Genomic DNA, 26,544 nt, shown 5'->3' with positions numbered 1-26,544 from the left:
CTGACGCAAGCGCGCAGGAGTAGGCCCGCCCCGGCTTTTACCCAAGTGGACGACGACAAAGGCGCCTGCATGAACGGCTGGTTCGCCCGAAATGGTCTATATAATGCCGAGAATGATGGTGAACGCTCGCCAATTTGGCCTGTACAGGCCGGTCAAGTGGGTCATAATGCCGTCAGTGCAGTCTGGAAATCGCAGGGGTTTGGATAAATGGTGACCACAAGGAATTCCGGGTGGCGTTCGCTGACGATGCTGGTGGCGCTGGTGGTGACCTGTCTGATGGTGGTGCAGTCCGCCCAGGCAGGCAATCCGCGCTACGCAGGCATCGTGGTGGACGCCGAGAGTCATGAGATCCTGTACGCGGAAAACGCCGATGAGCGCCGCTATCCGGCCTCACTGACCAAGATGATGACCCTTTATATGCTGTTCGAGGCTCTGGACGGTCGTACCATGAGTCTGGGCCAGCCGCTGCCGGTCTCTTCCCATGCGGCCTCGATGCCGGCGACGAAGCTGTGGCTCAAGCCCGGTGACAGCATCCCGGTGGAGAAGGCCATCCAGGCGTTGGTCGTGCGCTCCGCCAATGACGTGGCGGTGGTGGTGGCCGAGTCCCTGGGCGGTTCCGAGTCTCACTTCGCCGACATGATGACCCGCAAGGCGCGCAGCCTGGGCATGAACAACACCACCTTCCGCAATGCCTCGGGCCTGCCCAACTCCGGCCAGGTCACCACGGCGCGGGACATGGTCATCCTGGCGCGTCGTCTGATGCTGGACTTCCCCCAGTATTACCCCTACTTCTCTCTTACCGAGTTCACCTGGCGTGGCACTCGCCATACCGGTCACAACCGTCTGCTGACCAAGTACCCGGGTACCGATGGTCTCAAGACCGGCTTCATTCGTGCCTCCGGCTTCAATGTGGCGACCTCGGCCACGCGCAATGGACGGCGCATGGTGGCGGTGGTCATGGGCGGCTACACCGCCGCTTCCCGTGATGAGCAGATGATGAGCCTGCTCGACCGTGGCTTCCTGCGGGCTTCGCTGGTCGACGGTCGTGGTTTCCTTGCCAATACCGACGTCTCCGGTGGCGAACTGATGGCGCCTCGCCAGCGTGGGTTGATCTCTGCGCCGACGCCGAGCCGTGTCGCTCAGGTGCCATCCACCGCGGTGCGGCCGTCACGGGTCGAGACCGTGGTTCGTCCGGCCACGCCGACGCTGGCCAGCCGCCAATCGGCGACAGCGCCGGTGCGCTTCGAGTCCGCCGCCCCGATCATCTCCGATTCGCGTCGTTCTTCGTCCGGTCCCGACCCGCTGCGCAACCTGATCGACCAGCCGAGTGCCTCGGCACCCGCCCTGGCATCGATTCCGGTGGCGGCCTCGGTGCCCGACGCGGCAGCGGCGAGGCCTGAGCCCCGCCCTGTGTCGAGTTCCGTGTCGAGCGCGCCGTCCAGCGCGGCCAGCACGAACACCACCAGCGCGAATGCGAACAGCACCATCGCGCAGACCGGCGACTGGGGGGTCCAGGTGGGGGCGTTCAGCGACATGGACAGCGCGCGCAGCCAGGCCAGCCAGGCGGCCGATCGTCTGGCGGGCGAGATGGCCCACGCCCGGGTAGCGGTGGCGCGAGCCGACAATGCCAACATCTACCGTGCCCGCGTGGTGGACCTGCAGGAAGGCCAGGCCCGTTCGGCCTGTCGGCGACTGCTGCAGCAGGGCATGGACTGCATGGTCGTGCAGGCCAGCCTCTAAGCGTCAGTTCGCGCCACCTTCATGTCGTTCTCCGACAAGGCCCGCCTCCGGCGGGCCTTTTGCTGCATGGCATACACCAGTGCACAGTTCTGGTGCGTCTGTTCTTGCCAGCGAAGCGTTCGCCCCCTAACGTTGTCCCTGTTACCCCCGTCGGCCCCGTGCCGGCGGGGTTCGTTTTTGGGTCAGGTAAGTGGTGGTCGTGAGCCACTTGCCATCAGCGCTGCGGACAGGGAGGAGAGCATGGGGTCATCGTTCAAGGGTATCGGGTTCATGTGTCTTGGCGTGCTGTGCCTGGCGCTCGGTGACGCCATTTCCAAGTGGCTCGGCGAGGTGCATTCGCCGTTGCAGATCATCTTCTTTCGCACCCTGGTGTCGTTGCCGTTGATCATGCTGCTGGCGCACCAGGGGGGCGGCCTGCGCACCCTGTCGACCCGACGTCCTGGGGTGCATCTGATCCGTGGTCTGATCTATACCGGCACCATGGGCTGCTTCGTGCTGGGGCTGACGATGATGCCGCTCGCCGAGGGCACCGCCATCGCCTTTGCCGCGCCGCTGTTTGTCAGCCTGCTGTCGGTCCCGCTGCTGGGCGAGCGGGTGAGCGTGCCGGTGGTGCTGGCGTCGCTGGTGGGCTTTGCCGGGGTACTGGTGATCGTGCGTCCAGGCAGTGAAGGCATCTCGCTGGGTGCCCTGTCGATGCTCGGGGCGGCGGTGTTCTATGCCTTGATGATGATCACCGCTCGGCGCTACGGCGCCCGCGAGCACCTGTGGGCGATGGTGTTCTACATGACCCTGGTGCCCTTTGTGGTGACTGGCGTCGCCCTGCCGCTGGTATGGCAGGCGCCGGCGCTGGAGCATTGGCCGGCCTTTCTCATGTCCGGGGTGCTCGGGGTCGGCGCTACCGCCTTTATTACCCTGGCCTTTCGTCACGCCCCGGCGGCCATTGCCGCCCCCTTCGACTATACCGCCATGCTGTGGGCGGTCCTGCTCGGCTGGATGATCTGGGACGAGGTGCCGGATATCGGGGTGCTGATCGGCGGCACCCTGATCATCGCAAGCGGCCTGGCGATCGCCTACCAGGAGGGGCGCACCAGCCTCAAGCGGCGCCCTTCGGCCTGAGCCGGCCACTGGCCGTGCAGGGCTGCGCGGCAGCGCTTGCGCCGGTCAGGCCAGTGGCAGGCGAGGGCGGCAGGCAAGGTGGATAGAAGGCTCGATGGACACAAGATCCGATGGAAAGCGCTCGCGCTTGATCGACATCAGGTTGCCATGGCGGGGGCCTTGGCGTCCTAAGTTTGCCTTAAGTTGCTGTCGTCAGGCTGCCTGGTACGCCACAAGGCGTATCACCTTCAGGGCGCAGGACGATGGCATCGATTCCGTCACATTCAAAAGGCCGGCAGATCAAGGTGTGGGACCCGTTGGTCCGCGTCTTTCACTGGGCGATGGTGCTGGGGTTTGCCCTCAATTACGCCGAAATTGGCCCTCATCGTTATATCGGCTACACCCTGATGGGGCTGATAGGGCTGCGTGTCGTCTGGGGGCTGGTGGGGCCCTGGTCGGTGCGCTGGTCGAGCTTCTGGCCGACACCCTCGCGCCTTGGGGCGGTACTCAAGAAACAGGCCGCAGCACAGGAAGAGTGTTCGTCTCAGCGCATCACCCATACCCCGCTGGGGGCGGTGATGATGTTGCTGATGCTGGCCTTGCTGGTGGGGCTCGGTACCACCGGCATCTTGATGGTGCACACCGAGCGTTTCCACGATGTGCACTGGATGGAGGAGCTGCACGAGGGCCTCGCCACGGCGATACTGTGTCTGGTGCCGTTGCACGTGGGCGGTGCCATCCTGGAGGGGCGACGACTGGGCGACAACCTGATCGCCGCAATGGTCCATGGGCGTCGAAGGGTCAGGCCTCGCGTCTGAGGGTCGCGTTCGGCGGTGGGCTGCCTGGCCGGGCTCCCAGGCCGGTTCAGCCTTCCCAGGCCGTCAGCAGGTCCCTCGCGGCGCACGCCGGGTCCGCCTGGCCGCAGATGGCGGAGACCACGGCCATGCCATCGGCGCCGCTTTGACGCACCGCCGAGGCGTGCTCGCGCTTGAGCCCGCCGATGGCCACGCTGGGCAGCGGGCTCGCCGCCACCAGCGAGGCAAGACCATCGAAGCCCAGCGGCGTGGCGTGGTCGCTCTTGGTCGGCGTGGCGAATACCGGTCCGAGTCCCAGGTAGTCCAGTGCCTGGACATCCAGGCGCGACAGCTGGTCGGGGTGCTGCACCGATAGGCCGATGATCGCCGTCTCGCCAAGCAGGCGGCGGGCTTCGCCCACGTCGCCGTCGTCCTGCCCCAGATGCACGCCGTCGACCTGTGCCTTTAGCGCGACCTGGACACGGTCATTGATGACCAGAGGAACCCCGTGTTCGGCCAGCGCCGGTTTCAGTCGGCGCGCCAGTTGCACCAGTTCGTCATCGCTGGCGGTCTTGTCACGTAGCTGCACCAGGCTGACTCCGCCGCGTACCGCCGCCTCCACCGTCGCTTCAATCCCCATGGATGCGCACAGCCCGGGGTCGGTGACCAGATAGAGGCGAAGGCTGCGGGGGTCGAACAGGTGCGCATCAAGGCGTCGAGGAGAGTGGGTCACGAGGGGCTCCTGGTACATGAATCGGGTAGGGCGGTCGGGTCAGTCGAGAGACTCGATGGCGAGAGCTTCCCGCCGTAACAGCGTCTCGGGATTGAGCTGATGCAAGGCGTCGATAAAGGCGACGGCGAAGCTGCCAGGACCCTGGGCGGTGCGGCCGGCGCGACTGCCGGCTTCGCCATAACAGGCCAGGGCCGCGCAGGTGGCGACCAGCGGATCCTGATCGGCGGCGAGAAAGGCCGCGACCACACCGGACAGGGCGCAGCCCAGCGCCGTCACGCGGGGCATCAGCGGGTGTCCACCGGGCACGCGCACCAGCCGCCGGCCGTCGGTGACCAGATCGACCTCACCGGTTACCGCTACCACCGCCTCCTGGCGCCGGGCCAGGGCGACGGCCGCCTGCACGGCGTCGTCGCTGGCGGCAGTGGAGTCGACGCCGCGCCCGCCAAGACCGTCCTCGGCCAGGGCGATGATCTCCGAGGCGTTGCCGCGAATGACGCTGGGCCTCAAGTCCAGCAGCCTGGCGGCCGACTCTCGCCGATAGGCGGTGGCGCCAACGGCGACGGGGTCGAGCACCCAGGGGGTCTGGTGCTCGCCGGCACTGGTGGCAGCCTCGATCATGGCCTCGACCCAGTGAGGCGAGAGCGTACCGATATTGATCAGCACAGCGTCGGCCAATGCCGCGAACTCGGCCGCTTCCTCACGCGCATGGACCATGGCCGGTGAAGCGCCCACGGCCAGCAGCACATTGGCGGCGCTGTTCATGGCCACGTAGTTGGTCAGGCTATGGACCAGCGGCGCCGCCTGGCGCAGCCGGGTCAGCCGTGCGCCGATGTCGGCGCCGGTGAGTGTCGTCGTCATGACAGGCCTCCCTGGCGTTGGACGAAGGCGGTGAGGGTCGCCTTGCAGGGAGTCATGATCCGGTCACTGCGCGCCGCTGTAAAGCGGCGATGGCCTGAGATATCCCCCTTGAGCCGGGAGACGGTGAACCGCGACAGCTCGCCGGGCGTCAGCCCAGCAGTTGCAGTGCGATCAATACCCCCAGGGCGGCGAGGGCGAGCTCGCGAACCGGTACGCCGTTGCCGCTGTCTGTGGCGTCGTCTCGACGCTCCGAGCTTGCGGTTCGGGGCCACAGGGCGAGGCCACCGAGAATCAGGCTGAGGCTGCCGAGGGGCAGGCTGATGGACGACCAGAAGGCCATCAGGGCGAGGCCGCCGACCAGGGCCAGAGAGATACGAAGAAGCCCCTTGGTGGCGAAGCGGGGGCGAGTACGGGAGGCCTGCTGTAGGAAGGGCATGTTCGGAATTCCTTGTCGGTGCAGGGGGCGGGCCAGAAGACATCTACTGACACCATCGCTAGGGCTGCAGCGTAGCGGCTTTGCCTTAACGCGCGCTTAAGCTTTATTGAAAGATTTGTGACAAGGTCTGATGCGCGAATCTGCAAAATGTTCAGTCGGCGAGCTGCGACATTGGTCGAACGCCATTGGCAGAGCGTGGGAATCGTGGGGGCAGAGGGCGCGTCGCGCCTGGCTCCGTCGTCGCCTTCAAGGGCGACCTGCAAGGGCGACCTGAAAGGGTGACCAGCAAGGGTGATCTGCAAGGGCGACCGCAATGGCCTCCTGCCAAGGCGGTCTGTCTGGACGTGGATCAAACGCGTGCGTCAGGCGCGGATATAGGCCCAGCCCTGGCGCTGGCCCTCGGCCAGGGTGAGTACCGCTGCCTCGACGATGGCCAGTCCCCGGGTGTCGACGATGCCCTGGGCGTCGAGACTGTTGCGACACAGTCTTAACCATGCGTCGGTGTCGTCCGGGGTGGCGACGGCGGCCGCCGCGCCGCCGGCATTGGTGATGATCAGCACCTCGGCCTCGGGGCTGGCGGCCTTGAGGTTGCGGGCATTGCGCCTGGCGCGGGCAAGGCTCTCGGCGCAGGGAGCGTGAAGCATCACCTTCAAGCGTGAATCACCCGCTTCGCGGGGGGGCAGGCCGGTATCGCTCATGACGCCTCCGGGGCGGCGCCGATCAATGTTTCCAGATGATGGACCTGGGCGCCGAAGTCGGCATGCTCACGGCGATTGTCGGTGGGCAGCGTGATCTCGAGGGTATCGATGACCCGCGCCGGGGCCCCGCCCTGATGTCCACCGAGCACCATCACCCGGTCGGCCAGCAGTACAGCCTCTTCGATGTCGTGGGTAACGAAGACGATGGCGGCCTCGGTGCGCTGGCGCAGGTCGATCAACTCGTTCTGCAGGCGACGGCGAGTGATCGCATCCAGCGCCGAGAAGGGCTCGTCCATGAACAGCACCCGGGGCTTTACCGCCAGCGCCCGGGCAATGCCGACACGCTGTTGCTGGCCGCCGGACAGGGTGGAAGGAAAGCGCTCGGCCATGTCGCCCAGGCCGACCAGCTCCAGCGGCGCAAGGGCGCGGCGCTGGCGCTCCTCCCGGGACAGCCCCAGTCCCTCGAGCCCGAGCGCCACATTGGCGCGGATGCGTCGCCAGGGAAACAGCCGCGGCGCCTGGAAGACCATCGACCAGGGCCGCGCTCCATCACGTGGGCTCTCGTCCAGCCAGCGCTCGCCTGCCACCGCCGGCAGCAGGCCGCAGAGTGCCCGCAGCAGTGTCGACTTGCCGACCCCGGAGGCACCGACGATGGCGATGAACTCCCGTGGAGCCAGGCGCAGGTCGACATGTTCGAGCACGCGCTGGCCGCCGAAGCCCAGGGCCAGGTCATGGGCCTTGAGCACGCAGGCGTCGGCGTTGCGTTCGGCTGTCAGGGTGTCCATATCAGCAGCCTTTTTTGCAGATGCAGAAAGCCCAGATCGAACAGGGCGTAGAGCGCGGCAATGGTCAGCATGTAGACCACCACGATATCGGTGGCCAGCAGGCCCGAGGCCTCCATCATGCGCTGGCCGATGCCGGGAATGCCGAACAGTTCGGCCGCGACCACGGTCATCCAGCCCTGGCCGAGGCCGGCGCGCAGGCCACCGAGGATGCCGGGGGCTGCCGCGGGCAGGCTGACCTTGGTCAGGCGGGCCAGCAGCGAACCCTGGCCGAAGGCCCTGGCTACCTCGTCATAGCCGGGGTCCACCGCACGCACCGCGCTGTAGCTGGCGAAGTAGTTGATCCAGAACACCCCGATACTGATGATGAAGGCCGCCGCCGATGGCGTGATCCCGAACCAGATGATGGCAAAGGGGATCCAGGCCAGTGGCGGGATCGGGCGCAGCAGGCGCGCCAGCCAGGCGTGCAGGGCGTCGAACACCGGCAGCAGGGCCGCCGCTACGCCCATGGCAATGCCTGCCAGCGAGCCGATGGCCACCCCTACGCTGTAGTGAGACAGGCTCGAGCTGACGACTTCCCACCAGATGCCGTCGACCACCTCGCCCCAGAAGACCGTCGGGATCGCAGAGGGCAGCGGAACCAGATTGCCGGGCAGCAGCCCCAGGCGCAGTGAGATCTCCCAGAGTGCCACAAAGGCGACGAGCCCCAGCGCACCGAGGCCGGTGCGCCGGCTACGAGATACCGACTTCATGGGGTCGTGTCGCCTTCTTCGGCGTCTGCGTCAGTGCTTGCGGTCAGGTCGTCGTACCAGCGGGTGTCGAACAGAGTGTCGATGTCGAGGCCCTGCTTGAGGGTGCCGTTGGCCAGCTGGAAGTCATGCATGGTGCGGGTGCCCTCGACGATCGCGTGGGGATCGGCGCCGTAGTTGGCGAAGGGCGAGGACAGTGCAGCCTCTACGGTTTCCAGCGGCACCAGACGCTTGCCGACGAACTCGCGCACCGAGGGGGCGACCTGCTGTGGCGTATCGACCAGGGCGTGGGTCGCTCGCAGGTGAAGTTCGAGCAAGGTGCTGACGGCATCGGGGCGCTGTTCGAGCAGGCTTTCGCGTGCTGCCAGCACCGCGCCGGGTTGACCCGGCAACATGTCCGAGGCGTGGGCCACGATCTGGGCGTCGTCGAGGCGTTCGGTCACGGTGGAGAGTATCGGCTCTAGGGTCGAGGCGGCGTCCACTGCACCGGCCAGCAGCGCCTGCTGGACACGATCGGCGCCCATGGCGACGATCTCGACGGCGTCGCTGCCGATGCCCAGGCGTTCGTCCAGCCAGTAGCGCAATACCGTGTCGGGTACCGAGCCCTTGGGGAAGGTGGCGATCTTGGGCCGACGGCCTTCGCGCTCGGTAAAGTCGGCGATGGCCTGGGCCGGGTCGGCGTCGGCCATCAGGCTGGCCAGTTCGCCGCGGGCGACCAGGCCGATCTGCTCCTGGATGGCGGCCGCCAGTACCTTGATCGGTACCCCGTTGGCGCGAGCCACCATGGCCGGGCCGATACCGAAGTACATGACGTCGAGATCACCCGAGGCCAGCGCCTGGACCATCGCCGGCCCGCTGGAAAAGCGTGTCAGCTCAAGTTCCAGACCGGCCTCTTCGGTCCAGCCTTCGCCCTCCATCACGAATAGCTGAGCCACCGGCAGGATCGGCATATAACCAACCTCCAGCGGACCTTCGTCGGCGGCGATGGCGGTACCAGGCAGAAGCAGGGCGGCGGCGGTCAGCCAGCGGTAAAGGAGCTGGGGCATGGAGCCCTCCCGGAGCAAAGAAGTTAATGATCAGCATGATAACGATCGGGGGACGAGGGCGACACGCAGGCGTGCGATCAATCCGTTATATGCTTATTAGCCGTCGAAGGGGCACCGATACGACGATGGCCGCCCGGGGGCGGCCATCGCTGAGGGGGTAGGCTACTATCCGTCCTTACTTCTTGCCCGGCTGTTTGACAAAACGGTAGATAGAGAGGGGGCGCTGTTCGTCCCCCTCGGACGGTCTCAGTCCTGTTGCTGGTTACTTCTTGCCGGGCTGTTTGACGTAACGCAGGTACGGACGCTGTTCGTCCCAGCCCTCCGGGAACAGGGTCTTGGCTTCGTCGTTGGAGACGGCAGGCACGATGATGCAACGGTCGCCATGGTTCCAGTTCACCGGGGTCGCCACCTTGTAGCCGTCGGTCAGCTGCAGGCTGTCCAGCACCCTCAGGATCTCGTCGAAGTTGCGTCCGGTGCTGGCCGGGTAGGTCAGCGTCAGGCGCACCTTCTTGGCCGGATCGATGATGAATACGCTTCGCACCGTCAGGGTGTCGTTGGCGTTGGGGTGGATCATGTCGTAGAGGTCACTGACCTTGCGATCGGCGTCGGCGAGCAGCGGGAAGTTGAGCCCGTGGCCCTGGGTGTCCTCGATATCGCCGGCCCAGGCGTGGTGATCCTCGATGGGATCCACCGACAGGCCGATGGCCTTGGCGTTGCGTTTGTCGAATTCACCCTTGAGGCGCGACACTTCCCCGAGTTCGGTGGTGCACACCGGGGTAAAGTCCTTGGGGTGAGAGAACAGGATGACCCAGCTGTCACCGGCCCACTCATGAAAGTGAATGGTGCCGGCGGTGCTTTCCTGTGTGAAGTCCGGTGCGGTATCACCCAGTCGTAGCGTCATGGTCGTCTCCTTGGCGGTTGATGGCGACGGGCCCGGACGGACCCGTCGGGTCGATCGGTGAGACCGGGGCGCGGCCTCGTGGCAGCGAGCGTCAGGGCGCCGGCGCGGCCGCCCCGACGAAGCGATCCTGCCAATAGTCTATGGACAGCGAGGTGGTGGTGACCGTTCGCCCGCGTCCGGGCGCGTGGATCATCACATCGTCGCCGGCGTAGATGCCGACATGGCTGACCCCGGGACCCTTGCCGGTAGCGAAGAACAGAAGATCACCCGGCCGTGCCTCGTCGATGGGCGGCAGGCGCCGGTATTGCTCCCGGGATGAGCGCGGCAAGGGGATACCCGCCCGGGAATACGTCATCTGGGCCAGGCCGGAACAGTCCAGCCCGCGCGGATCGTTGCCGCCGAACCGGTAGGGGGTGCCGACGGCGCTGCGCGCCTCGGACAGGATCAGGGCACGTTCCATGGACAGTCCCTGGCCGCCGTCATCGGTGCTCAGCGGGGCCGAGGCACAGCCCCCCAGAAGTACCAGCAGCAGTGCCATCAGGGCTGTCGAAGAGGACCTGGTGTACCACGGCATCGAAGTGGTCATTGCGGCTTTCCCTGCACAGACGAGGCGCCCTCTACGGTACTCTGCCCTACCAGGCAGGCCAAGGGGGCCGAGGCGTAATGTGTCGCTGGCGCCGCAGGCGTAGCGACAACGACAACGACAAGGCGACCAGGGGCGGACGCGACCGACAGGCCGGTGCCCCCTAACGACAGGAGATACGTGTGCCCTAACGAAAGGAGATGCGTGTGCCGTTGGCCAGCATCTCGTCGGGGGTCATGGCCTTGCCCTCCACGCCGATCATCTCGTCACCGCACTGGTCGGTCCAGGTCAGGACGCCATGGGTCAGGCCGACGCCGCCGAGTAACTCGCGGATCTCGCCGGTGCCGAGAAAGGTGCGGGTTCGCCCCTTGTCGTCGGCAAGCTCTGTGGTGCCGTTGGCGTGATGAAAGCGCACCGTGTAGATGCCATCCATCGACTCCACCTCGACGATGGGCGAAAACCCGCGGGACAAGGCCTTGGCGAGTGCCTTGAGGGTAATCTGGCGCTCCAGGGTGTAGTCGATGTCAGCCATCTTGGTGTTTCCTCCGGCGAAACGGGCCTCTTAAGACTGGTCCAGCAAAGGACTTCTGGCAAACAGGTAAGTGCGGTGCCGTGACCCAGTCGTTGAAGGCGCGTTCTTGAGGCGGTGTGCCGAGCCGGTATGGTTGATGGCTTCTACAGCTATCGACAGGTGAACTATGCGACACCATTCCATGCCCTTGGCCCTGGCGGCCTCGATCGCGCTCGCGGCTTCCTTCGGCGCCCACGCTCAGGACCAGGAAGATGCCCAGGTTCGTTTTTCCGTGCCCGCCTGGCCCGGTGTAACGGTCAAGACGGCCCTGGCATCCACCCTGCTCGAGACCCTGGGTTATGAGCCGGTCCAGGAAGAGCTGGGCTCCACCATCACCTATCAGGCCTTGCGCCAGGGAGAGCTCGACGCCTTTCTGGCGGCCTGGCTGCCGGCCCAGCAGGGCATGTACGACGCCAGCTTCGAGGATGGCGAGTCCAAGCTCGAGGACCTTGGCAACAACGTCGACGGTGCGCGCCTCGGCTTTGCCGTACCCACCTACGTCTACGAAGCCGGCGTGAAAACGGCGGAGGATCTGGACAAGGAAGAGTTTGCCGACAAGCTGGACCGCACCATCTATTCCATCGAGGTGGGCTCCGGCATGAGCGACTCGCTCAACAGCGCGGTGGATGAGGACACCTACGGTCTGGGCGACTGGAACCTGTCCGAGACCTCGACGCCAGGCATGCTGAGCGCCGTGGACGCGGCGATCGATCGTGAAGAGTGGATCGTGTTCGCCGCCTGGACCCCGCACTGGATGAACATCGAGTTCGACGTGCGTTATCTGGATGACCCCGAGGACATGTGGGGACCGGAAGGCGGCCGCAGCGACGTGCGCACCCTGGTGCGCAGCGAGTTCGCCGAGAGCCACCCCAATGCCACCCGTCTGCTCGATCAGCTGGTGTTCACCGCCGATGACCAGAGCGCCATGATCCGTGGCTTCAGCTACGAAGAGCGCGAGCCGGAGGCGGTCGCCGTCGATTGGCTGCGTGAACACCCCGAGGAGACCAAGGGCTTCCTCGAGGGGGTCACCACGCGCGACGGCGAGGAGGCCTGGCCCGTGGTGCGCGATGCACTGGAGATCCCCGAAGCCTGATGTCGGTTGCCTCAAGCGTCGACTGAAGACCGCCGTTTGGAGTGAAAGACGAAAGGACCGCCCCAGGGCGGTCCTTTGTTTTCTGCAGGTCGACAGGACGACGTGTGGCGTCCACTCGAGCTGTCGAGCGAGCGGGTCGTGATGACAGGATCAGTGGTCGTGGTCGTGGTCGTGGTCGTCGTGGCTATCGTGGTGGTCATGGCTATCGTCATGGTCATGACCCTCGGCATCGACCAACCCCTGATGCAGCACCTCGGCATTGTGCAGGATCATTCCCAGGTAGTGAGACGTCATCCCTTCTTCGGACAGGGCGCCGTTGTAGAGTGAGCCGGCGATGGGCACGCCGGTTTCCTCGGACAGTTGTTCCATCAGCGCCGGGCTGGACATGTTCTCGACAAACAGCGCCGGAATCTGGCGTTCACGGATGACGTCCACCATGCGCGCGATATCTGCCGCTGACGGTTCCGCTTCGGTGGACAGACCGACCGGCGACAGGAAGTCGATGCCGTAGGCCCGAGAGAAGTGGCCGAAAGCGTCGTGGCCGACGATGACCTGGGCGTGTTCCGGCAGGTCGTCGAGCAGCGCGAGCACCTGGTCGTGGGCCGCCTGGATATCCTCCATGTAGCTGTCGGCCCTGGACGCGTAGTGCTCGCTGTTGTCAGGGTCGACGGCGATCAGCCCGTCGCGGATATTGGCGACATAGATCAGTCCTGCCGACAGGTCGAGCCAGGCATGGGGGTCGTACTCACCATGGTCGTGGCTGTCGTGATCATCGTGGCCGTCGTGATCTTCATGGTCTTCATGGCTGTCGTGATCACCGTGTCCGCCGTGCTCTTCATGGCCGTCGTGCTCTTCATGGCTGTCATGGTCGTGGCCGTCGTGCTCGTCCCCTTCCTCGTCCTGGCGATGCAGTGATTGGCCGCCATAGGCCAGCAGCGGCACTCCGTCCGTGGCGACAACGGTCTTGCCCTGATAGCCGCTGGCGTCGAGCAGGCGCGTCATCCAGCCCTCGAACTGCAGGCCGTTGAGCACCACCAGGTCTGCCTCGGCCAGGGCCCTGGCGTCGGTCGGGCGAGGGGAGTAGACGTGGGGGTCGCTGTCGGGGCCGACCAGTGAGGTGACCTCGACCCTGTCGCCGCCGACGTTGCGTACCATGTCGGCCAATACACTGAAGCTGGCGACCACCTGGGTGGGCTCGTCTGCCACGGCCTGGGGGCCAAGGGCGAGTCCCGTCAGGGCAATCCAGGCGTGGCGTTTGACGAAGGCATGAGGCAGTGACAGTGGCATGGACGTTGATCTCCGGTTGGTCAGGGGACGGCGGGGCGCGTCAGGCGTGGTCGTCGGCGCGCAGCGGTGTGGCGCGACGACGAAGGCGAGCAGAAAGACTGTGCTGGCGGCCAAACAGCGCCGACAGCAGATAGGCCACACCGGCCAGCAGGATGATGGCCGGTCCAGAGGGCAGGCTCAGGTGGTAGGAAATCAGCAGGCCACCGAGGCTGGCGCCCAGCGCGATCACCACCGACAGCACTATCAGGCCCTCGAGGCGCGTGCTCCAGAAGCGAGCGGTGGTGGCCGGCAGCATCATCAGACCGACCGCCATCAGCGTGCCCAGGGTCTGAAACCCGGCGGTAAGGTTGAGCACGACGAGTCCCAGGAAGACACCGTGGACCAGACCGCTTCTGGTGCCTTGGCTGCGCAGAAACAGCGGGTCGAGGCATTCCACCACCAGGGCGCGGAAGATCACCGCCAGGGTGATCACGATCAGGCTACTGATGCCGGTGATCAGCACCAGGGCGGTGGTGTCCACCGCCAGAATGGAGCCGAACAGCACATGGGTCAGATCGACACTGCTGCCGCCCAGGGCGACCAGCATCACACCGGCCGCCAGCGAGATCAGGAAGAAGCTCGCCATGGCCGAGTCTTCCCGGTGGCCGGTGAGCTGGGACACGCTGCCGGCCAACAGCGCGATCAATAGCCCTGACAGCATGCCGCCAAGGCTCATGATGGGCAGCGAGAAACCGGCCATCAGAAAACCCAGCGCAACACCGGGCAGGATGGCGTGGGACATGGCGTCGCCGATCAGGCTCATGCCACGCAGCATCAGGAAGACCCCCAGCGGCGGCGCCGCCAGCGACAGCGCCAGGCTGGCCAGCAGTGCACGGCTCATGAAGGCATAGTCGAAAGGGGCGATCAGCCACAGGTACAGGGTGGAAAGCAGCGAGTCGAGCATTCAGACAGATCCAGGAAAGGTCAGCGGCAGTCGAGGTGGGCGGGTCAATTGACCGGTGTGACGCTCCACCAGCGCATCCGGCGTGGCCCAGCGGCCGTGGCCCTGGGACAGGATCAGGACGTCATCGGCCAGGCGTGCCAGTTGCTCCATGTCGTGCAGCACGATGATCAGGGTCGCCCCCTGTTCGGCCATCTCGCGCAGCACGTCCATCAGCATCTCGACGGTATCGACGTCGACGTTGGCAAAGGGTTCATCGAGCAGCAGCAGTTCGGCTTCCTGCATCAGCGTCCGACCGATCAGGGCTCGCTGGCGCTGGCCTCCGGACAGCTCGCCCAGCGGGCGGTGGGCCAGCCGCGAGATGCCCAGGCGTTCCATGATCTCGCGCCCACGGCGATAGTGAGCGGCGCAGTAGCCCTTGAAGGCACCGTGGCTCGGCCAGGTGCCGGTCATGATCAGTTCCTCGACGCTCATCGGGAAACTCAGGTCCAGCGCCAACTGCTGCGGCAGCCAGGCGCGGCGCGGCGCCGGAACGGCGCATTCGACGCGGCCCGCGACCGGCGTCAAGTCGCCCATGATGGCCTGGATCAGGGTGCTCTTGCCGGCGCCGTTGGCGCCGATGAGCGCGGTGATGGCGCCATCCTGAAAGCGCCCCTCGAGATGTTCGAGCACGGTGCGCCCGCCGCGTGCCAACTGCAGATCATGCAAGACGAGGCGTGACATCAGTGCCACCATCCGGCGGACCAGGACACCGCCAGCCACAGTGGCAGCAGGGGAATCAGCACCAGCATCAGTCGGCGCCGCATGGACAGGGACATCAGCGAGAAGTGGCAAGGCCCTTCGGGGCGGTGACGATGGGTCATGCAGGGTAGCTCCGGGGCGAATCGGTCGAGCAAAATGGTTGAAAGTTATAACATAACAATAGCTGGGGTTCCACGACTTCCCTCCCTCGGGCCATCCACTTGAGGTAGCCGCCAGAGCGTTCGAGGCAGGCGTGGAACTTTCCTACAATCGGTACTGCAAAGAATGTCTTCCCACGATAGACTGAAATAAAGTGTCAGGTGTGCTTGGTCTCGCACAACAGGACAACGTTTCTACGGAGTTTTCAGGATGTCACGGATATTGCGGCGGATGGCGCTGGTCGGGGCGGCCCTTGGGCTGGCCCTGCTGACGTCGACCCACTGCGTGGCGGGCGGCAGTACCGGCTTGTACGTCGGTGTCGGCGCCGGCCAGATGCAGGGCGATGACGACTTTGACGACGAGGCGTCGGCGGCCAAGGTCTTTGCCGGCTACAACTTCGGCTGGCTGCCCTTCCTCGATCTGGGGGCGGAGCTGTCCTACCTCAACGGCGGTGAGCTCGACGGTGAGGTCGACGGCACCTCGGCACGGCTCGAGGTGGAGAGCCTGCAGGCCATGGGTATCGCCGGCTTCAGCTTTGGCCCCTTCGGCGTCTACGGCAAGGCCGGCATGGCGGACTGGGACGCCGACCGCAGCGGCAATGGCCTGAACAAGGACTATTCCGGCACCGACCCGGTATTCGGGCTGGGCGCCCGGGTGCAGCTGTTCGATGTGACCGGGCGTCTGGAGGTCGAGCGCATCGATGCCGACGAGATCGGGCACGTCGATAGCCTGACCGGCAGCGTGGTCTATACCTTCTAGCCTGGCTGATGCGACTCAGGTACCGGTTTCCATCAGGTGCGTTCTACTCCGCAGGGCCGACGCAAAAGCGTCGGCCCTGCGCTGTTTTGGCGTCACGTATCGGCCGTTGGTACTAGTCGATTGACGATTTTTCGTCGGTTCAGAGGGCGTTCTGCGCAAAACGTGATGTAGGTCATGCTGATTGTGTTGTAAGTGATTACGCACACAAAGGTCAGTCAAAGGGGGTAGGGGAGGAGCAGTATAGAGTATGAATATCTTCCTGCTCGGTGCTCCCCATGCTCACGCTGCCCCACCGGTTCCCACCGCTGCCCGCCCTGTCGACGGAACCTCGCCGCATTTGTCGATGGATGGCGCTTCTCGTGCTGGCCCTGCTGGCGCTGGTCAGCTTGGTGCCCCATGGCGTGCCCGTCGACCTGGCGATCTGGGCCGGGGTACTCAATGCCATGCTGTTGCCGAGCATGGATCTGGTACTGGGTGTATTGCTCGAGGGGCTTCGCCCGCTGCTGACCTCCCTTGAGCGTCCGTGGACGCGCCTCCTGCTTGTCGTCTTGGTTGCCGCCGCGATGTGGTGCTTCGCCATCTTTCTGCTGCCGCTGGCGCTGGCCTGCCGTCATCTGCGCGGCCATGGAGCAGCGCAAGACTACTGAGATGGCCGTCAGACCGTTACCATGATGGCAACGCATCGACGCCATCGAGGAATCCCATGACGACAACGCCCTTCGACCAGGCCCAGGCAAGGCTCGACGCCCTGCATGCCGAGGACCCTCGCCGCGTGGAGGTGGACGGGGCGTCACAGCCCCAGGAGCTGTGGCACGCCGGGCGCATGAGCGCCTGGCTCGAGCGTCTCGATTCCGAAGCACCGGAGCTGGTGCAGCTTGCCGTGCACAACCAGCACCTGAAACGCTGGGAGGTGCCGCGCAGTGACTATGAAGAGGGCCGCATCGGCTACCTGACCTGGCGACGTGACCAGGGCAAGCGCGCCGGCCAACTGGCGGCGGAGGTGATGCGCGCCTGCGGCTACAGCGACGCCGACGCCGAGGAGGTGGCGCGGATGATCCGCAAGCAGGGACTGGGACGCGACCCCGGCACCCAGGCGGTGGAAGACTGCGCTTGCCTGGTGTTCCTCGAGAACTACTTCGCCGACTTCTCGCGTCAGGTCGATCACGACCACCTGATCCGCATCGTCCAGATGACCTGGAAGAAGATGTCCCCCGCCGCCCACCAGCTCGCATTGGGCCTGCCCATGAGCGACGAGGCCCGCGCCATCGTCGAGGAAGCGCTGGGGTAGGCAGGGTTGCAAGTGGGCTGCTCAAGCAGCCGGGGGGCGCGAAAGCCTGGGAAGGGCGCCAGTACCAGGGGCTTACCGATTGAATGGGCGCCTGGCTGTCTGGAGGCCGCGACTCTGTTGATATGGCTGATGTGTTGTCGCCAGAATCCACGAGGCGAGAGGTGGCCGAGGGCTCGGGCTCTGTGAGCGTGAAGGAAGATCGAAGGCTAGGCTCTGTCCAAAAAGTCGGCGAGCGAAGGTTAGACAAGGCAAAAATCGGTGAGACAGCGCAGTTTACGGGGTGTAAATGAGCATGTTGATTCGACTTTTAACGCCGTATTACCGAGCGCAGGCACTTTTCAGACAAGCCCTAGCGGTATCGCCAGCGAATCAGTAGCAAGCTCACGCCGAAAACGACGGCGGGCATGAGCCCCAGGACAATGATGGCGGCATTGTGACTCATGAGCTGCCTCCTTTGGCGGCGTCTTCGGCCGCGCGCAGATGGCCGAGGTAAGTGGCAATCCCCGCCAGGGTCACTGTGGCCAGGCCTATAGCCAATAGTAACAGCCCCACCGGGGCGTGCCTGTTGATCGTGGCGCCTATGGTCAGGCCGACGATGATCCCGACGATGATCTTTTCCATGGCTTCACACAAGGCTTTCTCGGCGTGGTGCCTTCTATCCATTGTAGCCCTCCGCGCGACAGTACAACTATCGCCTCGGGGGAAGCGACACCTCTCATACTATCCCGGTTGAGTGACATACAAGCGATGCACCTGTGCAGCCCAGCGCCCGGGCGGGGGTACTGGGCCCTCGCCCCGGGACTCGTGTGGAAAAGACAAGGGGGCGAGCAACTTGGCCAACTTGGCGTTGTTCGCCGTGCTCCTTTCGCTGCCCTCTGTTCGCCGCGGGCGAGGGGACTCCTTCCTTTTGACTGGACACATTGTTCCACCGTACAACACGTCCATTACCTAGCCCTAGAACCCCTTGGCCTGCCCTCTGGGCCTCGCCGGGGTGGGCTTGTCGCAGCGCAGGAACTGGCCGTCACCGGCTTGGCCGCAGGGCTTGCCGTCGCGGGCGACGACCTGGCCTCGGCACAGCGCCATGACCACCCGCCCGGTCAGCTCCAGGCCTTCGTAGGGGGTGTAGTCCACCGCGTGGTGCAGATCGTCGTTGCGCACCGTGACCCGGGCCTCGGGGTCCCATAGGGTCAGGTCGGCGTCGCTGCCCACGGCGATGGTGCCCTTGCGCGGATAAAGGCCGTAGATCTTGGCCGGGTTGGTGGCGGTCAGCGCGACGAAGCGGGTGGCGTCGATGCGCTGCTTGACCACGCCCTCCGAGAACAGGATCGCCAGGCGCGTCTCGAGCCCCGGAATACCGTTGGGGATGCAGGAAAAACTCGCCTCCTCGCCATGCAGCTTCTTGCCCTTGTCGTCCTCGTAGCGGAAGGGCGCATGGTCCGACGAGAACACCTGGAAAACACCGCTTTCCAGCGCCTCCCACACCGCCTGCTGGGCCGCCGGGTCCCGGGGCGGTGGGCTGCACACGCACTTGGCGCCTTCGAAGCCGTCCTGGTCCAGGTCATCGGCGGTCAGCATCAGGTACTGGGGGCAGGTCTCGCCGTAGACCCGCAGGCCACGGCTCTGGGCCCAGCGGATCTGCTCGATCGCCTGGGGGCCGGAAACGTGGACGATCAGCAGCGGTACGTCGATCAGCTCGGCCAGCGAGATCGCGCGGTGGGTGGCCTCGCGTTCGGCGATGGAGGAGTGGGCCTCGGCGTGGTAGCGCGGGGCGGTGTGGCCCTGGGCTTCCAGTAGTTCGGTCAGGTAGGCGATGCAGTCGGCGTTTTCGGCGTGGACCATGACCATGGCGCCCTCGCGGCGGGCCAGCGCCAGCACCTCGAGCACCTCGCGGTCGTTGAGCTTCAGGTCATCGTAGGTCAGGTAAATCTTGAACGAGCTGTAACCCTCCTCGATCAGCGCCGGCAGCTCCTCGCGCAGCACCGTCTGGTTGGGGTCGGTGACGATCATGTGAAAGGCGTAGTCGATCATCGCCTTGCCGTCGCTCTCGCGGTGGTAGTCCTCCACCGCCGCGCGCAGCGACTGTCCCTTGAACTGGGCCGCGAAGGGAATCACCGTGGTGGTGCCACCGGCCGCCGCCGAGCGGGTACCGCTGGCGAAGTCATCAGCCATCACCGCGCCGTCACCCAGCGGCTGGGCCAGGTGGCAATGGGCGTCGATGCCGCCGGGCATCACCCACAGGCCGCTGGCGTCGATGGTCTCGCCGACTGGGCCTGCACCCTCGGCGAGTCCTTCGCCGAGGGCGACGATACGCCCGTCGCGAATGCCGATATCGGCGACAAAGCGGTCGGCGGCGGTGATCACGGTGGCGTTGGTGATCAGAGTATCGAGGCGTTGCATCTTGCTCTCCAGAGACCGGCTAGCTGGTCCGGTACGCTGTTGTTGGTGGGATCGGAACGGCGGCTAGGCCTGACCGCGAGAACGACGCTGGGCTATGTGCTGGGTTATGCGCTCATCGACGCCGGCCTTGTCCAGCAGCAGAAACACGATGGCCGTGAACGGGAAGCCGACCAGCCAGGAATAGTCGAGAAAGGCGAAGGACACCAGCGCGCCCGCCACCAGGGCTAGCATGGCGGCAGGACGAAAGCCGCCGAGATAGCGATAGCTGTGGTCGTCGTACAGACGATCGAGGTCGAGGCGAGTGCGCCGGATCACGAAGTAGTCCACCAGCATGATCGCTGCGGCCGGGCCAAGGAAGCTCGAATAGACGTTCTGGAAGGTGAAGAAGTAGTCACTGGTGAACAGGTACCAGGGCGCGGTGACCACCGACAGCAGCGCGACCAGCACGATGCCACCTCGCCACGACACCTTGAACAGGTCCTGGAAGGCCAGCGCCGGCGGCAGGATGTTGAGGGTCAAGTTCGAGGTGATCTGGGCCAGGATGATAAACACCAGCAGCACGATGCCGAATACCGGATTGGGGGCCAGTTCGACCAGCCCGGCGATGGGATCGTCGTTGCCGGTGGCCAGGCCGATCAACATGCCGGACAGGATCATGAACATCCACGGCGGCAGCACGCCAAGAAAGTTGGCGATGGCGCTGACGGACATGGGGGAACGTCCCCTGGTATTGATCTGTCGGGTCAGGTCGGAGGCGTTGAGAATCACCGTGGTCCAGTTGGCGAAGGCCGACATCATGCCGGCGATCCAGACCAGCCCCCAGGAGCCGGGGACCTCCGAGGCGGCGCTGAAGTCGATGCTGCCCCGCGACAGCACCACGTAGAAGAAGTAGGCCAGCATCAGAAAGATGATCAGTGACATGGCGCCGTTGAAGCGCGAGATGGTGCCGATGCCGCGGTAGGCCAGCAGGCTCTGAAGAATCAGCAGGAGAAAGAAGTAGCCCCAGACGCTGCCGGCCCCGAACAGGCTGGTGGTCACCTGGTCCAGCGCCAGAGCGCCGATCCAAGTGCCGATGCCGTTCCAGGCAATGGCCGGAATGCAGCGCAGCACAGCGACGAAGCGGGTGCCCTGGGTGCCAAAGGCGCTGCGGCCCTGGACGATGAAGGGAATCCCGTAGCGCAGGCCGGCGTGGCCCTGCAGGGTCATCAGCAGTGCCACCAGGACGCTTGCTACCAGTCCGGCAGCAATGACCTGGGTAAAGTTGAGGCCGCCGATCGGGTGCAGCAGGTAGAGGCCGATGACCATGATCTGGACGATGATGCCCGATGACCAGAACACCATGGCGTAGCGGGTCTGGGTCATCGGTCGCAGCGCTTCCGCCACCGGGGCCAGGCCATCACGATCAGTAGTAGGGGGCCCGGAGACGGTACTGTTATCTGTCATGGGGTCTTGTCCTTGTTGTTATGGATTTTGCGTTGCTCTGGGGCAGTGAGGGGAGGCACTGCTTCATGGCCATTTGGTTGTTAGTGTCGATCATCCCATCACCCCCGGCAGCCACAGCACGATGGCCGGCCATGCGGTGATCAGGGCGACGAAGCCGAGCATCACCGCGAGGAAGGGCAGGCTGCCGATCATCACGTCGACGATCGAGCCGCGTCCGCGCACCCCCTGCACCACGTAGAGGTTCATGCCGATGGGCGGGGTGATCAACGAGATTTCCATCATGATCACCAGAAATACGCCGAACCACACCGGATCGAAGCCGAACTGCACCACCATGGGCACCACGATGGGTACGGTGGCGATCATCATCGACAGGGTCTCGAGAAAGCAGCCCAGCACCAGGTAGAACACCACCAGTGCGAGGATCAGCCCCAGCGGCGACAGTCCCAGTTCCGAGACCCACTGGGTCAGGGCGAAGGGGATGCCGAGAATGCCGACGATATAGTTGAGAAAGAACGCCGCAGAGATGATCAGCATGATCATGGCGGTGGTACGTGCCATGGACAGAAAGCACTCGTGAAGCATGGCGATGGTCAGCTTGCGGTTGAGCGCCGCGAGCAGCAGTGCTGCCACCACCCCCAGGGCGGCGGCCTCGGTGGGGGTCGCCCAGCCGCTGTAGATGCTGCCGATGACGATGGCGAAGACGAACGCCGGCGGCAGCAGATCGACCAGCGAGCGCAGACGTTGGGCCAGCGGCACGCGCGGCTCGCGCTCGCCGGCGACCCCGGGGCGCAGCAGGCTCATGCCCATGATCACCAGCATGAAGGTGGCCGCCAGGGCAAGCCCGGGCACGATACCGGCGATAAACAGGGCGCCGATGGAGGTGTTGGTGATCGCCCCGTAGATGATCATGTTGATGCTGGGTGGAATCAGGATGCCGAGCGTCGCCCCGGCGGCCAGGGTGCCCAGCGCCAGGCGCTCGCTGTAGCCGCGCTCGGCGAAGGCCGGCAGGGCCACGGTGCCGATGGTGGCGGCGGTGGCCACCGACGAGCCGGACATGGCGGCGAACACCGATGAGGCGCCGATGTTGGTGTGCAGCAGACCGCCAGGCAGGCGGTTGAGCCACACCGACAGCGCCGAGTACATGCGCTCGGTGATGCCGGCCCGCAGCAGCAGCTCGCCGAGCAGGATAAACAGCGGAATGGCGGTCAGGATGAAGTCGTTGAGGGTGCCCCACAACAGGTCGCCGAAGGAGAACAGCAGCGGCGTGCCCAGGTAGAGCATGGCGCCGAGGGCGGCGGTGGTGAAGATGGCCACCGCCACATGGATGCCCAGCGCCATCATGGAAATCATCAGGGCAAAGCCCAGCAGTACCTCGGTGACGGAGATCATGGTGTCTTCTCCCGGCCGGCTATCTGGCCATCCGCCGAATGGCCAGGCGTGGCAGCCTCCGCTGCAACATAGTGGCGGCGTGCCTCGTCGAGCTCGTCATCGGCGCTGAGCGGGTCGCAGCCGGCGTTGAGCGCGCCGATCTGGCCGCGCGCAAGCTGGACGCCGGCCCGGACGGCGGCTCGCAGGGTGACGATGGCGAACACCGACAGCCCGATCAGCCACAGCGACTGGGGGATCCACAGCGGGGTCTGCAGCGGGGTGCTGGCCAGGCTGGAGAACTCCAGGGTCTCGCCCAGGGTCGCGCCCGCCCGCCACAGCATAAACAGCGAAAACACGCACAACAGCACCAGCGCCACCAGGTTGAGCAGGGCGCGCAGCCGGGGCGGCAGTCGCGTCAGCAGGACGTCGACCCGGGTATGGGCGCGCTGGGTCAGGGCGAAGGCGAAGCTGAAGGCGACACCGATAGCCAGCACATAGCCACCGATCTCGTCGACCCCCTGCAGCGAGAAGGCGAAGAACTTGCGCGCCAGCACCTCGAAGGTGATCAGCGCAGACAGCAACAGCGCGCCGTAGCCGGCGGCCAGAGCGGCACCGCGGGACAGACGGGCAAGTCCCCGGTCGAGCCGGGAGTCCGGTGATACAGCCATCGATGCGGCAGCGGATGCAGCGCCGGGCGATCTGGCGTCGGGTGGCGAATGCGCACCGGAGGGACGGGAATCGGACATCGGGATGCTCCTGGGGTCGGGGCCGCCGCATGGGCGGCCCCTGGTCGTGGGCGACAGGGTCGATCAGCCGCCGCTCAGGGCGCGCTGGCGCTCAGGCCGGTGACCTCGCCGACGCTTGCGTTCCACAGCGCGGTGCACTCGGGGTAGCGGGCGTCGCAGGTCTCCGCCCACACCGGCAGCACCGCCTCGGAGGTGATCTGTTCGATGCGCGCGCGGGAGTCCTCGTCGATGTCCACCAGGGTCATGTCGTAGGCGGTGTGGTTCTTGCAGCTCGGCTGACCGGTATTGCAGGCGATGGCATCGTCGTTGACGGTGTAGGCCAGGTCCCACATCTGGTCCTCGAGGCGGGCGAAGGCCTCGCTCAGCGACGCCTGCTGCTCGGCGTCGAAGCCGTTCCAGGTGTCCAGGTTCATGAAGTGGCCCTGCACCGAGTAGGACAGCGGCAGCGGCACGAAGTGATCGGTCACCTCCGGCCACTTGCCGTTACTACCGGCCGACGGTGCGGTCACTCCGCAGTCGGCGACGCCGCGCTGCAGCGCCAGGTAGACCTCGCTGAACTGCAGCGTCACCGGCACCGCGCCGAGCCCTTCCACCAGCCGTGACATCGATGGCGTGAACACCCGCACCTTCTTGCCAGCCAGGTCGTCGGCACCGTTGATGTCACCGTTGCAGAACATCATCTGCGGGCCGAATGGCCACAGCGTCATCAGCTTGGCGTTGAAGCGTTCCTGCAGGCGGGCGTCGAAGTCGGCACGGAAGGCGTCCACCGCCTCGCGCTGCTGGTCCAGGTCGGCGGTGACCCCGGCCAGGTCGATGCCTTCGAAGAACGGCTCGTCGCGGGAGGCCATGCCGATCTGTACCGACATCACGTCGAAGGCACCGGAGCGTATGTTGCGCAGGGCGTCTGCGGCTTCCACGCCGATGGCGTCCATCGGGTTGTAGCTCACCGCCAGGTCGTCACGGGCATCGAGCTCGGCGAAGAAGGGCCGCTCCACGTTGTCCACGTGCAGCTTGTTGCCGGAGAAATTGCCGGCTACTCGCAGCAGGGTTTCGGCCTGGGCCTGGCTGGTGGCCACCAGCAGGGGGGCGGCGATCAGGGCGCCAAGGGTAAGCCGGCGGGTCGCCGTCACGAGGGTGGGAGTCGTCATGGGAGAACCTCATCTTGTTGTTGGTGGTTGTTGCAGGTGCTGATGTTGCTGTTGCTGTTGCTGTCGAGAGGGGCAGGGGGTGTCAGCCGAGCCGAGGGTCGTGAAACAGCTGGCCCCAGCCGTTGATGGCGCTCGGGTCCTGGCCTGCCAGCAGCAGGCTCTTCCACACGGTGACGCTGACCGAGTCGTAGATGGGGATGCCGAGCTCTCGCTCCAGCTCCTCGACGATGCCGGCCCCGCGCAGGTTGGTGCACAGGATGGTGATCGCCTCCGGCTCGGCTCGGGCGACCTCGCGGACCATCTCGGCCAGGGTCTGCTCATCGTATTCGGAGAACGAGAAGTTGCCGCGGTCGTTGAGGTGGCGCTCGGCCACCACCTCGACTCCTTCACGCCGGTAGTTGTCGACGATGGCGGTCTGGATGTCGTCAAGGTATGGGGTGGCCAGCCCTAGACGCTTGACCCCGGTGCGCTCGAGCACCTCGTTGAGCGCCAGCACGCTGCTGGTCGCCGGTATGCCGGTGGCTTCGGTGATGGCGGCGCACAGGCGGCGGTCGGCGTCGAACCCGAGCCAGCTCGAGGAGGTGCCATTCCAGGCGATCACGTCCATGCGGGCATCGCTGAGCAGGCGGGCGGCGTCAAGCTGTGGTGCGGGGTCGAACTGGGCCAGGGCCGCCTCGCTCAGCGAGATTTCCTTGACCGTGAAGCGCTGAAAGTGGGCACTGACCGCTGGCATGAGGTCCCGCAGGATGGCGCTGGTGTAGGGCTCCAGCACGGTGTTCGACGAGGGGGTCAGCATTCCGAGAAGGGTGCGTTGCATGGGCGTGGCGATCCTGTGCAAGGTCGTGTTGTTGTTGTGTGTGGCGCGCCCCGGAGGCGGATCGGCGGTGGCCGGTCTTGCCTGTGGCGCGCTACACTGAATCTTGAAAGAAATTCGGAATTCCAGATTTCTACGACCTTTTCAGCATTGCATAACGTCGAGTTTTTGCAAGTACACTGCATCAATCGCCGTGACATCTTGCTGTGAAGGCGGCAGTGAACACCTGGCGACCGTCGTGGAATCCGCGCCTTGGGATCTTCGATGGAGTGTGGAAACAACTTTGATTTCAGCGCTTTGTTGAGTGCTGGTGGTCGATGGTCGGCGTGCTGAGCACTGGGTGCCCGCTCCAGGGCGCTGTGGGCTGAAGCGACGCCCCAGTCCTCCGCAAGCAGCCAGCATGAGCACCCAGGAGCACCGAGGAGAAAAGGAGCCGCCATGAACGAGTCCCTGGATCAGGACGTGCTGTCACCGCCTCGCCCGGCGCCGCTCAAGCGCTCGAGCCTTTACGAGGCGGTGGCCGAGCGCCTGCGCGAAATGGTACTGGAAGGAGAGCTGGCCCCCGGCAGCCGGATCGCGGAAAAACCGCTGTGCGAGGCCTTTGGGGTGTCGCCGACGCCCCTGCGCCAGGCGCTCAAGGTGCTGGCCAGCGAAGGCCTGGTCGAGATGCTGCCCCATCGTGGAGCCCGGGTGACCAGGGTGGATCGTGACGAGGTGCGTGATCTGTTCGAGGTCATGGCGGCACTGGAATCGCTGGCGGGCAACCTGCTGGCGGTGCGCGCCTCCGATGCCGACATCGCCGAGATCCGCCGGCTCCATGACGAGATGATGGGTTATTTCGCGGACAATCAGCGCAAGCGCTACTTTGCCCTCAATCAACGCATTCACCAGCGTCTGGCGGACCTGTCCGGCAATCGGGTGCTGAAGGACCTGGAGCAATCGCTGACGTTGCGTATCACCCGGGCGCGCTACATGGCCAACCTGGACGCCAGTCGCTGGGAGGAGTCCGCTCGCGAGCACAGCTACTTCGTCGAGGCGCTTGAGGCGCGGGACGCCCAGGCGCTGTCCGAGGCCCTGAGCCTGCATATGCGCAAGACCGGCCAGGCCGTGCTGCAGGGGCTGCCCGACAACGCTGGCGACGACTGACCGCGAGCGTTGCCTGGCGCGGGGCCGCAGGTGCTGGCCGCGCCGTCCCCGGAACCCTTTCTGCCGAACCTTTTCTCCCGAACGCTTTCTCCCAAACCTTTGCCCTCGAGCCCCTTTTCCCAGGGCTCTTTTCCCAGGGCTCTTTTCCCTTCGAGCCTCCCCTCAAGCCCTGCACCAAGGGGCTTGGGCCCACTGCTCCTTGCTACCGGACACTCCCCGCCATGCA

Annotated in this window: 28 protein-coding genes and 1 pseudogene; 8 read left to right on the top strand and 21 right to left on the bottom strand. The window is 65.5% G+C overall.

Annotated features, from left to right (window positions below; genetic code table 11):
* Positions 1-207 precede the first annotated feature (207 nt).
* From NFG57_RS19425 to NFG57_RS19415, 3 genes are all read left to right on the top strand, one after another.
* Positions 208-1,740 carry a D-alanyl-D-alanine carboxypeptidase gene (locus tag NFG57_RS19425; protein ID WP_253554364.1) on the top strand — a complete coding sequence of 511 codons (1,533 nt, stop codon included), beginning with the start codon at positions 208-210 and terminating at the stop codon, positions 1,738-1,740.
* Positions 1,741-1,980: 240 nt separating this feature from the next.
* Positions 1,981-2,856 (top strand): DMT family transporter, encoded by an 876-nt coding sequence (locus NFG57_RS19420; RefSeq protein WP_348814988.1) that lies wholly within the window; start codon positions 1,981-1,983, stop codon positions 2,854-2,856.
* Between the two features lie 242 nt (positions 2,857-3,098).
* Positions 3,099-3,653 (top strand): cytochrome b/b6 domain-containing protein, encoded by a 555-nt coding sequence (locus NFG57_RS19415; protein WP_348814987.1) that lies wholly within the window; start codon positions 3,099-3,101, stop codon positions 3,651-3,653.
* 46 nt (positions 3,654-3,699) lie between these two features.
* Here the strand turns inward: NFG57_RS19415 and thiE are convergent, their stop codons facing one another.
* The 10 genes from thiE to NFG57_RS19365 form a co-directional block, all read right to left on the bottom strand.
* The gene (gene thiE, locus NFG57_RS19410; protein ID WP_348814986.1) at positions 3,700-4,362 is read right to left on the bottom strand and encodes a thiamine phosphate synthase; all 663 of its coding nucleotides are present in this window, start codon (positions 4,360-4,362) and stop codon (positions 3,700-3,702) included.
* Positions 4,363-4,401: 39 nt separating this feature from the next.
* The gene (gene thiM, locus NFG57_RS19405) at positions 4,402-5,220 is read right to left on the bottom strand and encodes a hydroxyethylthiazole kinase (RefSeq protein ID WP_348814985.1); all 819 of its coding nucleotides are present in this window, start codon (positions 5,218-5,220) and stop codon (positions 4,402-4,404) included.
* 148 nt (positions 5,221-5,368) lie between these two features.
* Positions 5,369-5,656: a hypothetical protein gene (locus NFG57_RS19400; protein WP_348814984.1), complete on the bottom strand. Its 288-nt coding sequence runs from the start codon at positions 5,654-5,656 to the stop codon at positions 5,369-5,371.
* Positions 5,657-6,018: 362 nt separating this feature from the next.
* Complete coding sequence (locus NFG57_RS19395; RefSeq protein ID WP_213229366.1) at positions 6,019-6,354, bottom strand: hypothetical protein; 336 nt, start codon at positions 6,352-6,354, stop codon at positions 6,019-6,021.
* Complete coding sequence (locus tag NFG57_RS19390; protein ID WP_348814983.1) at positions 6,351-7,139, bottom strand: ABC transporter ATP-binding protein; 789 nt, start codon at positions 7,137-7,139, stop codon at positions 6,351-6,353. The genes NFG57_RS19395 and NFG57_RS19390 overlap by 4 nt, the downstream gene beginning before the upstream one ends.
* Positions 7,127-7,888 carry an ABC transporter permease gene (locus NFG57_RS19385; RefSeq protein ID WP_108132144.1) on the bottom strand — a complete coding sequence of 254 codons (762 nt, stop codon included), beginning with the start codon at positions 7,886-7,888 and terminating at the stop codon, positions 7,127-7,129. Before NFG57_RS19385 ends, NFG57_RS19390 begins: the two co-directional genes overlap by 13 nt.
* Entirely contained in the window at positions 7,885-8,931 is a 1,047-nt protein-coding gene (locus NFG57_RS19380; RefSeq protein WP_348814982.1) for an ABC transporter substrate-binding protein, read from the bottom strand. The genes NFG57_RS19385 and NFG57_RS19380 overlap by 4 nt, the downstream gene beginning before the upstream one ends.
* 262 nt (positions 8,932-9,193) lie before the next feature.
* Positions 9,194-9,832: a peroxiredoxin gene (locus tag NFG57_RS19375; protein ID WP_045993497.1), complete on the bottom strand. Its 639-nt coding sequence runs from the start codon at positions 9,830-9,832 to the stop codon at positions 9,194-9,196.
* A 91-nt stretch (positions 9,833-9,923) separates the two neighbouring features.
* Positions 9,924-10,418, bottom strand: a complete 495-nt coding sequence (locus tag NFG57_RS19370) for a C40 family peptidase (protein ID WP_348814981.1) — start codon at positions 10,416-10,418, stop codon at positions 9,924-9,926.
* A 184-nt stretch (positions 10,419-10,602) separates the two neighbouring features.
* On the bottom strand, positions 10,603-10,947 hold the full coding sequence (locus NFG57_RS19365) for a hypothetical protein (protein WP_045993496.1): 345 nt from the start codon (positions 10,945-10,947) through the stop codon (positions 10,603-10,605).
* A 166-nt stretch (positions 10,948-11,113) separates the two neighbouring features.
* Between NFG57_RS19365 and NFG57_RS19360 the strand changes: the two genes are divergently transcribed.
* A complete protein-coding gene (locus NFG57_RS19360; RefSeq protein WP_108132146.1) occupies positions 11,114-12,079 on the top strand; it encodes an ABC transporter substrate-binding protein in 966 nt (321 codons plus the stop codon).
* A 150-nt stretch (positions 12,080-12,229) separates the two neighbouring features.
* Here the strand turns inward: NFG57_RS19360 and NFG57_RS19355 are convergent, their stop codons facing one another.
* The 4 genes from NFG57_RS19355 to NFG57_RS19340 are packed head-to-tail and all read right to left on the bottom strand — an operon-like array spanning position 12,230 to position 15,169.
* Positions 12,230-13,366, bottom strand: coding sequence for a zinc ABC transporter substrate-binding protein (locus NFG57_RS19355; protein WP_348814980.1), 1,137 nt, complete (start codon positions 13,364-13,366; stop codon positions 12,230-12,232).
* Positions 13,367-13,406: 40 nt separating this feature from the next.
* The gene (locus tag NFG57_RS19350) at positions 13,407-14,309 is read right to left on the bottom strand and encodes a metal ABC transporter permease (protein WP_108132148.1); all 903 of its coding nucleotides are present in this window, start codon (positions 14,307-14,309) and stop codon (positions 13,407-13,409) included.
* Positions 14,310-15,029, bottom strand: coding sequence for an ATP-binding cassette domain-containing protein (locus NFG57_RS19345; RefSeq protein ID WP_213229372.1), 720 nt, complete (start codon positions 15,027-15,029; stop codon positions 14,310-14,312). It lies immediately after the preceding gene.
* Complete coding sequence (locus NFG57_RS19340) at positions 15,029-15,169, bottom strand: hypothetical protein (RefSeq protein ID WP_181248609.1); 141 nt, start codon at positions 15,167-15,169, stop codon at positions 15,029-15,031. The genes NFG57_RS19345 and NFG57_RS19340 overlap by 1 nt, the downstream gene beginning before the upstream one ends.
* A 247-nt stretch (positions 15,170-15,416) precedes the next feature.
* On the opposite strand from NFG57_RS19340, the gene NFG57_RS19335 reads away from it, so the two are divergent.
* From NFG57_RS19335 to NFG57_RS19325, 3 genes are all read left to right on the top strand, one after another.
* On the top strand, positions 15,417-15,965 hold the full coding sequence (locus NFG57_RS19335) for an outer membrane beta-barrel protein (RefSeq protein ID WP_052704403.1): 549 nt from the start codon (positions 15,417-15,419) through the stop codon (positions 15,963-15,965).
* Between the two features lie 275 nt (positions 15,966-16,240).
* Entirely contained in the window at positions 16,241-16,612 is a 372-nt protein-coding gene (locus NFG57_RS19330; RefSeq protein ID WP_348814979.1) for a hypothetical protein, read from the top strand.
* A 56-nt stretch (positions 16,613-16,668) separates the two neighbouring features.
* Positions 16,669-17,253, top strand: a complete 585-nt coding sequence (locus tag NFG57_RS19325) for a DUF4202 domain-containing protein (RefSeq protein ID WP_348814978.1) — start codon at positions 16,669-16,671, stop codon at positions 17,251-17,253.
* A gap of 438 nt (positions 17,254-17,691) precedes the next feature.
* Here NFG57_RS19325 and NFG57_RS19320 read toward each other — a convergent pair whose 3' ends face one another.
* The 7 genes and pseudogenes from NFG57_RS19320 to NFG57_RS19290 all read right to left on the bottom strand — a co-directional run bounded on the left by NFG57_RS19320 (position 17,692) and on the right by NFG57_RS19290 (position 25,175).
* Positions 17,692-17,874 (bottom strand): hypothetical protein, encoded by a 183-nt coding sequence (locus NFG57_RS19320; protein WP_222568737.1) that lies wholly within the window; start codon positions 17,872-17,874, stop codon positions 17,692-17,694.
* Between the two features lie 333 nt (positions 17,875-18,207).
* Positions 18,208-19,674, bottom strand: a pseudogene (gene hydA, locus NFG57_RS19315) (dihydropyrimidinase); the annotation flags it as partial.
* 39 nt (positions 19,675-19,713) lie between these two features.
* On the bottom strand, positions 19,714-21,093 hold the full coding sequence (locus NFG57_RS19310; RefSeq protein ID WP_348814977.1) for a cytosine permease: 1,380 nt from the start codon (positions 21,091-21,093) through the stop codon (positions 19,714-19,716).
* Positions 21,094-21,183: 90 nt separating this feature from the next.
* Entirely contained in the window at positions 21,184-22,485 is a 1,302-nt protein-coding gene (locus tag NFG57_RS19305) for a TRAP transporter large permease (RefSeq protein WP_348814976.1), read from the bottom strand.
* Positions 22,482-23,210: a TRAP transporter small permease gene (locus tag NFG57_RS19300; protein ID WP_348814975.1), complete on the bottom strand. Its 729-nt coding sequence runs from the start codon at positions 23,208-23,210 to the stop codon at positions 22,482-22,484. Before NFG57_RS19300 ends, NFG57_RS19305 begins: the two co-directional genes overlap by 4 nt.
* A gap of 74 nt (positions 23,211-23,284) precedes the next feature.
* Entirely contained in the window at positions 23,285-24,358 is a 1,074-nt protein-coding gene (locus NFG57_RS19295; protein WP_124805235.1) for a TRAP transporter substrate-binding protein, read from the bottom strand.
* A gap of 82 nt (positions 24,359-24,440) precedes the next feature.
* Positions 24,441-25,175, bottom strand: coding sequence for an aspartate/glutamate racemase family protein (locus NFG57_RS19290; RefSeq protein WP_348814974.1), 735 nt, complete (start codon positions 25,173-25,175; stop codon positions 24,441-24,443).
* 435 nt (positions 25,176-25,610) lie between these two features.
* Between NFG57_RS19290 and NFG57_RS19285 the strand changes: the two genes are divergently transcribed.
* On the top strand, positions 25,611-26,318 hold the full coding sequence (locus NFG57_RS19285) for a GntR family transcriptional regulator (RefSeq protein WP_045992404.1): 708 nt from the start codon (positions 25,611-25,613) through the stop codon (positions 26,316-26,318).
* The last annotated feature ends 226 nt before the right edge of the window (positions 26,319-26,544 follow it).

It is taken from the genome of Halomonas sp. H10-59, from assembly GCF_040070555.1.
Classification (GTDB): Bacteria; Pseudomonadota; Gammaproteobacteria; order Pseudomonadales; family Halomonadaceae; genus Halomonas; species Halomonas litopenaei.
Note: the sequence above shows the minus strand (reverse complement) of the source record. Positions and strands in the feature narration are given on the sequence as shown.